We start from the raw sequence: 12287 nt of genomic DNA on the forward strand, positions 1-12287 counted from the left end.
TTAAAGCTTCTAGTTCAGATATAGTTTCTTTACGTTGTTTGATATCATTTTGCTGGTTTGAAAGATTGAATAAAGCCATAGCATATCGTAAAGCAATGAGTTCTGAATTGTGAAATTTTAAGGTTAAAGCTTCTAGTTCAGATATAGTTTCTTTACGCTTTTTGATGTCCTTTTGTAAGTTTGAAAGATTGAATAAAGCCATAGCATAACGTAATGCAATGTCTTCAGAATGCTTGAATTGGTCAAAGATTTCTTTGACCAATTCAGCGGTCTTCAATCTGTCCTCAACATTTTCTTGCTTAGCTGACAAATTGACTAAAGCCATAGCATAATGTAAAGCAATATCTTCAGAGTGCTTGAAAAACTCAAAAATTTGTTTGACAGAATTAACAGTGTTCAGTACATCCTCAACATTTTCTTGTTCAAACAATAAATTAACTAAAGTCTTAGCATAACGTAAAGCTATCTCTTCAGATTCTGGAAATTGCTCATAAATTATTCTTGCCTTTTCTGCTAGATCTTCACAGGCAGTCTTATCTGTCTGATCTGCTGATAAGTCAAGGAGCTTATCTAACTCCGCTATACTTTGTTCCAAATTGTATTTCTGTTCATCCATACTATGCCCTCACTTTGAAATAGTAATTATTGCTAGTTCAAACTAATCTGCCTTTTCGTTTCATAATTAGTTTCTACATATTTTATTATATCAAAAACCATATTTTTCTCCTAGTATATGTATGATGCTTTTTAAACATATACTCATATAAAAAACCAGACTCAGTCTGGCTTTCAAAGTGTATTTATTTGTGGCAAATCCTAAAAACCTTTTTAGAGGATTTTCTCAGTTTTATCCACCATAAAGAGGGAGATTATCATGATTATATGGATGACGAGGAGGGCCAGAACAGCTGGGATCCAAGAATGGAACATGTCAAAGCTGTAACCAAAGAGAGTTGGTCCAAAGGCTGCTAGGATGTAACCACCTGTCTGGGCAAGACCAGACAATTGGGCTGTTTTTTCAGGAGAGCTGGTTTTGATGGAGAAGCAAACCATGAGATAAGGAAAGAGGGCGCTGCAGGCAGTTCCAATCAAGAGATGCGCTACTAGCCAGTAAAGGAAACTCTTGCTCGGGTATAGGAGCATAGCAATTCCAAGCATTCCAGCAAGAGAGATGACTGTCAGCATGATTTGGCGGTTGTGGTCTGATAAACGAGTTGTGAGACTTGGAATGGTCATCGAGAAGGGAATACTAATCAGTGAAAAGATAGAAGCCAGAAGTCCGGCATCTGTGTGAGAAAGACCAGCACTAATAGCCATGGTTGGTAACCAAGTCATGCTAGTATAAAAGAGGAGGGATTGAAGTCCACCAAAAACGATGATGGCCCAGACATTTTTATTTTTTAAGATATTCTCTTTCTCTTGTTTTTTCTCATGCCCTTCAAGAAAATGATTGTGACCATGGTTGGGTAACCAAACGAAAAAGGTTAGCAAGCAGAGGAGGCTTAGACAAAGGATTAAGCCTTTCCAAGAAGTTGCTTGAGTGATGGGGACAGCGATGTAAGAGGAGAGGGCAGTTGCAATCCCCATGGACGTTACATAAAGTGTTGTCAGAAAACTGATTTTTTGCGGATAGTTGGCCTGAATGGCGCTAGGAAGGAGTACGTTAAAAATAGCGACACTTGCTCCGATGAGTAGGGTTCCCAGATAAAGCAATGGGAGATTGAAGATACGAATGACTGAGCCGATTGTCAAGACAAGGAGGCTGTAGGTAAAAAGGTGCTCGAGTCCAATCTTTTGAGCTAAACGGGTCGCAAAAGAGGAAAAAAGAGCAAACATTAAGAGAGGAAGGCTGGTCAAAACACCAAGTGAGCTGACCTCAACTCCTAAACCTTGAGCAATGTCCCCTAAAATAGTCGGTAAGGCTGTAAAAGGAGCTCTTAAGACCGCTCCGATTAAGACAATTCCTAGAATAAAAAAGAGTGATCGTTTTTTCATGTGAACCTCAATAAACTGATTTTGATAACAGCTTATTTTAAGGCTTTTTCCTATAGATGTCAAGATAGAGAGAATCCGTTACTTAGCTCAGCGAAATCATTGGAAAAAGAAGGATAGATTTACTAGTTTTTTTCTGGGATTCAAATAAAAATAGGAAAGTCTGGAAATTTGTGATAAAATAGTGGAAGAAAATCTATACATTGGAGAAAAACTGTGTCTGAAAATCGGAAATTTAGTGTCTTGATGTCAGTCTATATCAAAGAAAATCCTACCTTTCTAGAAGAAGCAGTAGAGAGCATCTTACATCAAACACTCAAACCTAGCGAAGTGGTAATCGTCGAAGATGGTCCGCTGACACCTGAACTCTATCAAGTTTTGGATAAATTGACAGCACAGTCAAGTATTCCAATTAAACGTTGTCCACTTGAACAAAACCGTGGGCTGGGCTTAGCGCTTCAGTATGGTGTCTTACAGTGCCAATATGACGTTATTGCCCGTATGGATACTGACGATATCGCTGTCGAAGATCGTTTCGAACAACAGTTTGATTTGATGGAAAAGGAAAACTTGGACTTGCTGGGAGGTCATATCGCAGAATTTATTGACCAACCTGATGAAATAGTGTCCTATCGTCGCGTTCCTATCAAGCACGAAGAGATAATCGCCTACCAACGCATGAGAAGTGCCTTCAATCACATGACGGTCATGTTCAAAAAAGAGATGGTTTTAAAAGCAGGCAACTATGAAGATGGCCTTTATATGGAAGATGACCTGCTTTGGCTCAATATGATTAGCGCTGGTGCTCGGACTGGGAATGTGGATCAGATTCTTTGTAAGGTGCGCGTGGGAGCGGGGATGTTTGAACGCCGCGGTGGTCTTCGCTATCTCAAACTCTATCGCCAAGCACGCCAAAGAATGCACGCGCGTGGACAGATTTCTTATGGTGAATATCTGAAAAGTGTTTTAATCCAAGTTGTCGTTGCCCTCTGTCCAGGATTTGTACGACAGTTTATATTTTTAAAACTATTGAGAAAAAGCAAATAGCTCATCAGTTTAAAAAAATGTCTTGTAATTACTAGAAAATGTGATTTTGTGTAGGAGGATTCCATTCACATGAACAAAAAAATGACAGATTATGTAATTGATCTGGTTGAAGTACTAAATAAACAACAAAAACAAGTCTTTTGGGGGATTTTTGATGCTACCAGCATGATTTCCTCTATCATTGTTTCTTATATTTTATTTTATGGATTGATCAATCCAGCACCTGTGGACTATGTCATCTATACTAGCCTGACCTTCTTGTTCTATCAGATTATGATTGGATTTTGGGGGCTCAATGCCAGCATCAGTCGCTATAGCAAAATCACAGACTTTATGAAGATATTCATCGGAGTAAGTGTCAGCAGTGTCTTGTCTTATCTTATTTGCTACGCCTTCTTGCCACTTTTCTCTGTGCGTTTCATTGTCCTCTTTATCTTGCTCAGCACCTTCTTGATCTTACTTCCTCGTATCACTTGGCAGTTGATCTATTCTAGACGTAAAAAGGGTGATGGAGAAGGGGAACACCGTCGTACCTTCTTGATTGGTGCTGGGGACGGTGGAGCTCTCTTTATGAACAGCTACCAACATCCTACGAGTGATCTTGAGTTAGTCGGTATTTTGGATAATGATGAAAAGAAAAAAGGTCAGAAGCTCGGTGGTATTCCAGTTTTAGGTTCCTATGATCAGTTGCCAGAATTGGCCAAACGTCATCAGATTGAGAAAGTCATTGTTGCGATCCCTTCCCTTGATCCGTCAGAATATGAGCGCATCTTGAAAATGTGTAACCAACTTGGCTTGAAGTGTTATAAGATGCCCAAGATTGAGTCGGTTGTCCAAGGTATCCATCCGCAAGTGGGTGGCTTCCAAAAGATTGATATTACGGACCTTTTGGGACGTAAAGAAATTAAACTTGATGAGTCACGCCTAGGGTCAGAAATTACTGGTAAAACTATCCTGGTGACAGGTGCAGGAGGCTCCATCGGTTCTGAAATTTGTCGTCAGGTTAGTCGCTTCAATCCAGAGCGCGTGGTTCTTTTGGGGCACGGGGAAAATTCGATTTATCTGATTTATCATGAATTGATTCGTAGCTTCCAAGGAATTGACTATGTTCCTGTGATTGCAGATATTCAAGACTATGATCGCTTGCTTCAAGTATTTGAGAAGTATGAACCAGCTATTGTTTACCATGCTGCTGCCCATAAGCACGTGCCGATGATGGAACGTAATCCCAAAGAAGCCTTTAAAAATAATATCCTCGGAACTTATAATGTTGCCAAGGCAGTTGACGCCGCTAAGGTGCCGAAGATGGTCATGATTTCGACAGATAAGGCTGTTAATCCACCGAACGTTATGGGGGCTACCAAACGTGTGGCAGAGTTGATTGTTACAGGATTTAACCAGCGTAGCCAGTCTACCTATTGTGCGGTACGTTTTGGGAATGTTCTTGGTAGCCGTGGTAGTGTGATTCCTGTCTTTGAGCGTCAGATTGCAGAGGGTGGTCCAGTGACCGTGACAGACTTCCGTATGACTCGTTACTTTATGACCATTCCAGAAGCTAGTCGTTTGGTTATACATGCAGGAGCTTATGCCAAAGATGGAGAAGTCTTCATCCTTGATATGGGGCAACCTGTTAAGATTTATGATTTGGCCAAGAAAATGGTTCTTCTCAGTGGACGTACTGAAAATGAAATTCCAATTGTAGAAGTGGGGATCCGTCCAGGTGAAAAACTCTATGAGGAGTTGCTAGTGTCAACCGAATTAGTGGATAATCAAGTCATGGATAAGATTTTTGTGGGCAAGGTTAATGTCATGCCACTTGAAGTCATCAATCAAAAGATTGAAGAATTCCGTGCCTTGCGAGGTTCTGAGTTGAAGCAAGCCATTATCGGTTTTGCCAATGAAACAACTCACACTGATTAAAAACAAAACTAAGGTATTATCCCTGGAACTCTTTTTGACAGGAGGGAAGGGATAGTATCTTTTTTTCTAGATTTGGAGAGATTTTCAGAGTTTTTTGAACAAACTTGTTATTAGTGAACAGATATGATAAACTATAGTAAATAAAAAAATTAGGGAGTAACTTATGATTAACGCATATAAAAGTTTCTTTAAAGGTTATGTAGATTTCACAGGCCGTTCAACACGTTCAGAGTATTGGTGGATTTGGCTAACAAACATACTACTTCTTATCCCTCTTTATTCAGCATACTTTAATGCTATATTTAGCGAAGGAGAAGAGGGTGCTTTTCTTGCCTTGGGTGGACTCGCTATTGTCTATATGATTTTCGGTCTTGCCCTAATCTTACCTATGTTAGCTTTGACAGTTCGCCGTCTCCGTGATGCTGGTTTTCACTGGGCTCTGATTTTTGTACATTTTATTCCCGTGGTTGGAGGAATTGCTTTACTAGTCTTGTTAGCTATGCCAAGCAAGGAAGTAGAGGTAGTAACCCTTAATAAAGCTGAAGAAGTTGAAGTTGAAGAAGTTGTGGAAGTTTCACCTTTCGAAGAACCAGACAATAAATAGGATAGCCAAACTTCACCATCTATTTAGCTGACTAGCATTTTAGCTGACTAGCATTCTTCCTACTATTAGGTAAACCACTAACACTCCCATATCCATTTGTGGATTGAGGAGTGTTTTATTTTTTAAATATTTGTGATTTCTAGCAGTATCTGATAGACTAACATATACAACTAAACAATTAGGAGCAACTTATGATTCAGGCATATAAAAATTTCTTTAAAGGCTATGCAGATTTTACAGGTCGTTCAACACGTTCAGACTTTTGGTGGGTTTGGTTGATGAATCATATTTTGTTCCTACCCCTTTATATATTCTGGTTTCAAATGGCCTTGAAGGATGCCGGAGGAACAGATCCTATTTTAGGAGTAGCAATCATAAGTGTTTATATGATTTTAGCTATCGTGCTATTTACACCAAGTCTTGCTGTAAAAGTTCGTCGGCTAAGAGATGCAGGTTTTCACTGGGCCTTCATCTTCCTTCACTTCGTTCCAATGGGTGGTATCGCTCTTTTGGTCTTGCTAGCTATGCCCACTAAGGAAGTAGAAACAGTCGCTATCGATAGATCTAAAGAAGGTGAAGCCGAAGAAGTTTCCCCCTTTGAATAATGTAACCAGTGTGGTGAAAGGCATTTTTCCTAGTCAAGTACAGATAAAAAGACTCCCAAGTCTAGGATGTGCTAGATTTGGGGGTCTTTTGATTAATCTTTCTTCTGTAAATGATTTAAAATATCTTCTGTTTGGTGAGCAATCCAGTCAGGGTGATAGTCCATGAGGTCTTTCTCCTCACCGAATCCCCAGGTTACTGCTAGTTTTTTAAGGCCAGTTTCTTGGGCACCAATCATATCAAACTTGGTATCTCCGATAATAACAACCGTTTCAGGAGCTAGATGATGAGTTTCCAGAGCCTGACGAATGACATCGGCCTTGTGCAGGGCTTGAGGACTTGAACCATAGATGCCGTCAAAGAAGTGGTCAATCTCAAAATTACTAGTCATATCAACTGCTGTTGGTGTATTCTTCGTAGTGGTGATATAGAGAGGAAACTGTTTAGCTAGTTCTACCAGTAAATCTTTGATATGAGGATAAAGCTGAGCTTCGTACACACCTTTTTCCTTATAATAAGAACGATAGAGCTGGATGGCTTGCTCAATCTGCTCAGTTGGTAAGCAAGTGGCAAAGCTGGTTTCTAGCGGAGGCCCCATAAAACCACGAATAGTCTTGGCATCAGGACTTGTCACTCCCAGTTGCTCAAAGGTATAGGTGAAACCATTGTGAATGCCGATAGAACTATCCACGAGCGTTCCATCTAAATCGAAAAAAATAGCAGAAATTGATGACATATACTCTCCTAATGATTTTGAAATTATTCGCCGAAGATTTCTTTTTGAAGGCGACGACCTGTCGGTGTGGCGGCAAGGCCTCCCTCAGCTGTTTCACGGAAGGCAGTTGGTAGGCTAGAACCTACTTGGTACATGGCATCAATGACTTCGTCAACTGGGATTTTGGATTCAATTCCAGCCAGAGCCATATCGGCTGCGATGAAGGCAAAGCTTGCTCCCATAGCGTTACGCTTGACACAAGGAACTTCAACCAAGCCTGCAACAGGGTCACAAATGAGACCAAGCATATTTTTAATGACAAAAGCCAAGGCCTGGCTAGCTTGATAGGGACTTCCTCCAGCAGCTAAGGTCAGGGCAGCGGCACTCATGGCAGAAGCAGAGCCAACCTCTGCTTGGCAGCCTCCTTCAGCTCCTGAGATAGAAGCGTTATTAGCAATGACAAGCCCGAAAGCGCCAGCAGCAAAGAGAAAGTCTAGTTGTTGCTCATGAGTTAAATTCAACTTTTCAATAGCAGCAGTGAGAACGGCTGGAAGACAGCCGGCACTACCAGCGGTAGGGGTTGCACAAACGAGTCCCATCTTGGCGTTGTGTTCATTAACGGCGATAGCATTCCGAGCAGCAGACAAAACAGTGAAGTCTGATAAGGTCTTTCCTTTTTTGATGTAGTGGTCTAGTTTGGCTGCGTCTCCACCTGTTAAGCCACTACGAGATTTTTTTTCACTGAGACCAAGCTCAACTGAGGCTTTCATGACTTCAAGGTTACGCTCCATGAGGAGGAGAACTTCCTCACGCTCACGACCAGTTAGCTCATACTCAGTCCTAATCATGAGCTCAGCAACATTTCCTTGAAAATCTAAGTCGGCTTGTTGAACTAATTCTTTGATAGAATAAAACATAGTTCCTCCTATTGAAAGAAATTGACATTGTGCAGATGAGGAATTTTACGAATTTCTTCAATAGATTCGTCACAGTTGCGACTATCAACTTCGATAATCATAATGGCTTTCTCACCAGCCTTTTCTCGGGTCACATTCATCTGAGCGATGTTGATATCAAAGCGAGAGAGGGCCTCTGTTACGTGAGCAATCATACCAGGAACATCCTGATGGACAATGATGATAGTAGGAGTATTCATATTAAGGGATACCGCAAAACCATTTAATTCGGTAACCTGGATATTTCCACCGCCGATTGAAATTCCTGTTACACTGATAGTCTTACGATCGTTTTTAACAGTGATTTTCGTAGTGTTTGGATGAGGTGCGTTGCTATCTTTTTGGATGGTCCAGACGATTTTGATGCCACGCTTGTGGGCGATTTCTAAACTGTTAGGGATTTCTGGATCATCTGTATCCATTCCTAAGATTCCAGCGACAAGGGCAAGGTCAGTTCCGTGTCCGCGATAGGTTTTTGCAAAAGAGTTAAAAAGTTGGAATTCGACCTCGGTAGGAGTATCGTCAAAGATAGATGAGACGATTTTCCCGATTCGAACAGCTCCTGCTGTATGACTACTAGACGGCCCAATCATGACTGGCCCAATAATATCAAAGACAGATTGAAAACGAAGTGATTGCATCTGTTTCCCCTTCAAAAGATTCTTACCTCTATTATATCAAAGATTAGATGCAAGCGCTCAATTCCATTATCAAATATCTAGAATCCCCATAAAGACTATAAAATCAAGCCTTTTGTAACAAAAAAAGGCTATTTAAGTGAAATAAAACATAGTCTTGTAATATTTCTACATAAAAACGTCAAGAAACAGTAATAATAGTAGGGTATGATGGAAATATAAGAAAGAAGGAGAAACTTTTTAAATGAAATCAACTATTAAAACAAAATTTGCAGGATTGGCAGTCGTACTTGCTTTCCTTGCACCATCACTAACTTTTGCGCAAGAGACAACGACTTACACAGTTAAAGCTGGTGACACTCTTTCAGAAATTGCAGAAACACACAACACAACTGTTGAAAAATTGGCTGAATTGAATAATATTGAAAATACTGACCTTATCTTTGTAGACCAAGTCTTGATTATTGATGGTCCAGCTGCTGCAGTAGCTGCAACGACTTCAACAACCTATGAGGCTCCAGCTACAACAGAGGCAACTACTGAAGCTGTAACTTACGAAGCAGAAGCAACTGAAACAACATATGAAGCACCAGCAGCACCAGTTGTGGAAGAAAGCTACACTGCTCCAGCAGCAACAGTAAGCGGATCAGAATCAGAAGCTAAAGAATGGATTGCTCAAAAAGAATCAGGTGGTAGCTACACAGCTACAAACGGACGTTACATCGGACGTTACCAATTGACAGATTCATACTTGAACGGTGACTACTCAGCTGAAAACCAAGAACGTGTAGCAGATGCCTACGTTGCAGGACGTTACGGTTCATGGACTGCAGCTAAGAACTTCTGGCTTAACAACGGTTGGTATTAAGATGATATAGAAAAGAGCCTTAAACGGCTCTTTTTGTGTGCTTACATCTGATGAGAGGTCATTATAAACATTGGTGATGAGGGCTTACAAGTTTATGGATTTTCTACACCTGAATTAGTAGGTTGATGACTATTTGTATTGCTATTAGACTCTGATTGAGAACCTGAAGAATCAGCAGTTTGTTCTCCTGTATTAGCGCTATTATCTCCTCCACTACTAGTACTACCAGATGAAGACTGCTCAGCTGCAGGTGCTTGGGAATTATTCAGGTTTCCATATGATTCAGAGTAGGTTGGAGTGTAGTTGCTATCTTCTGAATTGTAGGTTTCTCCTCTCTGAACGCTACTAGTCGTTTCAGTCTGGTTAGACTTTTGTTCCTCTTTTTTGGTCAAGACTTCAACTTGTTTTTGAAATTTAGAGATTAGTTCTTGAATTGGTTTAATCTTTTCCTCAAGAGCAGTTTGATCGTTTGCAGAATTGATATTTTTAATGATTTCTAGTATTTTTTGTAAGGAAGTGATGGTCGTTTCAAGTGTTTGTTTATCTTGAAACTGGCTATCAGAATCTTTTATATCTAGTTTTAAAGCTTTTTCACTATAGTGGTTTGTCACTTTATCGGCAGTAGAAGTAAGAAAGTCTGCTAGTGTCTTTTTGCCTTCATCAGTAGTTGGTTTTAATTCTTGAATTTTTTTCCAATCTTCTATAATGGTTTCAGAATCGATATTGAAGTTTTTAATAGCGTTTTTTACTTGTTCAACATCTTGATGATTTTTTTGTTGTTTGATGAGAGCAACGTTCCCTCTCTCTGCTTGGATTTTTTCTTGATGAAGGACTAAGCCTGTCAAAAGTCCAATACCTGCAATAAGTGTAATAATAAAAATAGTATTTTTTGATATTAGAATATCTTTGTAGTTGTTCACATTAGTCCTACGCACATGGATGATGGTGTATATATGGAATCATGTGCGCATTCCTCCTTATTAAAGTATATCATTTTTAGTTGATTTTAAAAATAAGTTTTTAAAGAGAATAGAGATTTAGGGATGAATTGATTTCTTTTGTATCCTGATTTTCATGTATTGACAGAAGAGGTTGGTAGATTATCAGCCTCTTCCTTGTCTTCTCTATCTAAGCATGTTATAATGAAAACTGCTCAAACGACCTTCAATCGTTAAGCACACACGACCTTCAATCGTGAATAAACGAATAGATGGGAGAACTACCATGAGTGATAACTCTAAAACACGTGTTGTCGTGGGGATGAGTGGTGGTGTTGATTCGTCGGTGACGGCTCTCTTGCTCAAAGAACAGGGCTACGATGTGATCGGTATCTTCATGAAGAACTGGGACGACACAGATGAAAACGGCGTCTGTACGGCGACCGAAGATTACAAGGATGTGGCTGCAGTGGCAGACCAACTTGGCATTCCTTACTACTCTGTCAATTTTGAAAAAGAGTACTGGGACCGCGTTTTTGAGTATTTCCTAGCGGAATACCGTGCAGGACGCACGCCAAATCCAGACGTTATGTGTAACAAGGAAATCAAGTTTAAGGCCTTTTTGGACTATGCTATGACCTTGGGAGCCGATTATGTAGCGACTGGGCACTATGCCCGTGTGGCGCGTGATGAGGATGGCATTGTTCACATGCTTCGTGGCGTGGACAATGGCAAGGATCAGACCTATTTCCTCAGCCAACTTTCACAAGAACAATTACAAAAGACTATGTTCCCATTGGGACATTTGGAAAAGCCTGAAGTTCGCAGACTAGCAGAAGAAGCAGGCCTTGCGACTGCTAAGAAGAAAGATTCAACAGGAATTTGCTTTATCGGAGAAAAGAACTTTAAAGAATTTCTCAGCAACTACCTACCAGCCCAGCCTGGTCGAATGATGACTGTGGATGGTCGCGATATGGGTGACCATGCTGGTCTGATGTACTATACGATCGGTCAGCGTGGCGGACTCGGGATCGGTGGACAACACGGCGGTGACAATGCTCCTTGGTTCGTTGTCGGAAAAGACCTAAGTCAGAACATTCTCTATGTAGGCCAAGGCTTCTACCATGATTCGCTCATGTCAACCAGCCTAGAAGCCAGTCAGGTCCACTTTACTCGTGATATGCCAGAGGAATTTACATTAGAATGTACGGCTAAATTCCGCTACCGTCAGCCTGATTCTAAGGTGACCGTCTATGTCAAAGGAGATAAGGCAGAGGTCATGTTTGCAGAACCGCAACGCGCCATCACACCAGGACAGGCAGTTGTCTTTTATGATGGCGATGAGTGTCTAGGTGGCGGTTTGATTGACAATGCTTACCGCGATGGACAAGTTTGTCAGTACATTTAGATTGACAAATTTTCTCAATTTGCTACAATAATAAAAGCAATAGAAATGATGGTCAAAGCTCATGGATGTTGCAGGCTTTTTTGTCCTGCACTTCTTTGGAGTTTTGACTGTTTTTGTGTCGTTTAAGGGAAAGGACAAGAATGACTCAGCAAGACTTTCGGACAAGAGTAGGAAATACGGTTTTTGGAGTTCGGGCGACAGCCTTGATTCTCCAAAATCGCAAGCTTCTAGTCACCAAAGATAAGGGCAAGTATTACACAATCGGCGGTGCGATTCAAATTAACGAAAAAACGGAAGACGCGGTAGTCCGTGAAGTGAAGGAAGAACTGGGTGTCAAAGCTCAAGCTGGTCAGCTAGTTTTCGTAGTTGAAAATCGTTTTGAACAGGACGGTATTTACTATCACAATATCGAGTTTCATTATCTAGTGAATTTGCTTGAAGATGCCCCATTGACCATGCAGGAAGATGAAAAATCGCAGCCCTGTGAATGGATTGACATAGACAAGCTTGAGGGTATCAATCTAGTCCCAGCCTTTTTAAAAACAGCTTTGACAGCTTGGGACGGCCAACTAAGACACATTCATTTTGAGGAATAGGA

12 protein-coding genes and 1 pseudogene are annotated in these 12287 nt (G+C 40.7%); 7 read left to right on the top strand and 6 right to left on the bottom strand.

What is annotated here, in order from left to right; genetic code table 11:
* Both HMPREF2987_RS11190 and HMPREF2987_RS01040 read right to left on the bottom strand, forming a co-directional pair.
* Positions 1 to 616: pseudogene (locus HMPREF2987_RS11190) on the bottom strand (hypothetical protein); the annotation flags it as partial.
* Between the two features lie 212 nt (positions 617 to 828).
* Positions 829 to 1995 carry a CynX/NimT family MFS transporter gene (locus tag HMPREF2987_RS01040; protein WP_075228975.1) on the bottom strand — a complete coding sequence of 389 codons (1167 nt, stop codon included), beginning with the start codon at positions 1993 to 1995 and terminating at the stop codon, positions 829 to 831.
* A gap of 213 nt (positions 1996 to 2208) precedes the next feature.
* Here HMPREF2987_RS01040 and HMPREF2987_RS01045 point away from each other — a divergent pair, with 213 nt between their 5' ends.
* The 4 genes from HMPREF2987_RS01045 (at position 2209) to HMPREF2987_RS01060 (ending at position 6168) form a co-directional block, all read left to right on the top strand.
* Positions 2209 to 3039, top strand: coding sequence for a glycosyltransferase (locus HMPREF2987_RS01045; protein ID WP_045762450.1), 831 nt, complete (start codon positions 2209 to 2211; stop codon positions 3037 to 3039).
* Positions 3040 to 3108: 69 nt separating this feature from the next.
* On the top strand, positions 3109 to 4959 hold the full coding sequence (locus tag HMPREF2987_RS01050) for a polysaccharide biosynthesis protein (protein ID WP_075228976.1): 1851 nt from the start codon (positions 3109 to 3111) through the stop codon (positions 4957 to 4959).
* A gap of 163 nt (positions 4960 to 5122) precedes the next feature.
* The gene (locus HMPREF2987_RS01055) at positions 5123 to 5563 is read left to right on the top strand and encodes a DUF805 domain-containing protein (protein WP_075228977.1); all 441 of its coding nucleotides are present in this window, start codon (positions 5123 to 5125) and stop codon (positions 5561 to 5563) included.
* A gap of 191 nt (positions 5564 to 5754) precedes the next feature.
* Positions 5755 to 6168 carry a DUF805 domain-containing protein gene (locus HMPREF2987_RS01060; protein WP_075228978.1) on the top strand — a complete coding sequence of 138 codons (414 nt, stop codon included), beginning with the start codon at positions 5755 to 5757 and terminating at the stop codon, positions 6166 to 6168.
* Positions 6169 to 6260: 92 nt separating this feature from the next.
* Here HMPREF2987_RS01060 and HMPREF2987_RS01065 read toward each other — a convergent pair whose 3' ends face one another.
* The 3 genes from HMPREF2987_RS01065 to sdaAB are packed head-to-tail and all read right to left on the bottom strand — an operon-like array spanning position 6261 to position 8478.
* A complete protein-coding gene (locus HMPREF2987_RS01065; RefSeq protein WP_075228979.1) occupies positions 6261 to 6902 on the bottom strand; it encodes an HAD hydrolase-like protein in 642 nt (213 codons plus the stop codon).
* A gap of 23 nt (positions 6903 to 6925) precedes the next feature.
* The gene (sdaAA, locus tag HMPREF2987_RS01070; protein ID WP_075228980.1) at positions 6926 to 7798 is read right to left on the bottom strand and encodes an L-serine ammonia-lyase, iron-sulfur-dependent, subunit alpha; all 873 of its coding nucleotides are present in this window, start codon (positions 7796 to 7798) and stop codon (positions 6926 to 6928) included.
* Between the two features lie 8 nt (positions 7799 to 7806).
* Positions 7807 to 8478: an L-serine ammonia-lyase, iron-sulfur-dependent subunit beta gene (gene sdaAB, locus HMPREF2987_RS01075; RefSeq protein ID WP_075228981.1), complete on the bottom strand. Its 672-nt coding sequence runs from the start codon at positions 8476 to 8478 to the stop codon at positions 7807 to 7809.
* 241 nt (positions 8479 to 8719) lie between these two features.
* Here sdaAB and HMPREF2987_RS01080 point away from each other — a divergent pair, with 241 nt between their 5' ends.
* A complete protein-coding gene (locus HMPREF2987_RS01080; RefSeq protein ID WP_075228982.1) occupies positions 8720 to 9343 on the top strand; it encodes an aggregation-promoting factor in 624 nt (207 codons plus the stop codon).
* A gap of 92 nt (positions 9344 to 9435) precedes the next feature.
* Here the strand turns inward: HMPREF2987_RS01080 and HMPREF2987_RS01085 are convergent, their stop codons facing one another.
* Positions 9436 to 10263 carry a hypothetical protein gene (locus tag HMPREF2987_RS01085; protein WP_075228983.1) on the bottom strand — a complete coding sequence of 276 codons (828 nt, stop codon included), beginning with the start codon at positions 10261 to 10263 and terminating at the stop codon, positions 9436 to 9438.
* Between the two features lie 304 nt (positions 10264 to 10567).
* Here HMPREF2987_RS01085 and mnmA point away from each other — a divergent pair, with 304 nt between their 5' ends.
* Both mnmA and HMPREF2987_RS01095 read left to right on the top strand, forming a co-directional pair.
* Positions 10568 to 11689 (top strand): tRNA 2-thiouridine(34) synthase MnmA, encoded by a 1122-nt coding sequence (gene mnmA, locus HMPREF2987_RS01090; protein WP_075228984.1) that lies wholly within the window; start codon positions 10568 to 10570, stop codon positions 11687 to 11689.
* Between the two features lie 140 nt (positions 11690 to 11829).
* The gene (locus tag HMPREF2987_RS01095) at positions 11830 to 12285 is read left to right on the top strand and encodes an NUDIX hydrolase (protein WP_075228985.1); all 456 of its coding nucleotides are present in this window, start codon (positions 11830 to 11832) and stop codon (positions 12283 to 12285) included.
* The last annotated feature ends 2 nt before the right edge of the window (positions 12286 to 12287 follow it).

It is taken from the genome of Streptococcus sp. HMSC067H01 (assembly GCF_001814775.1).
Taxonomy (GTDB): Bacteria; Bacillota; Bacilli; order Lactobacillales; family Streptococcaceae; genus Streptococcus.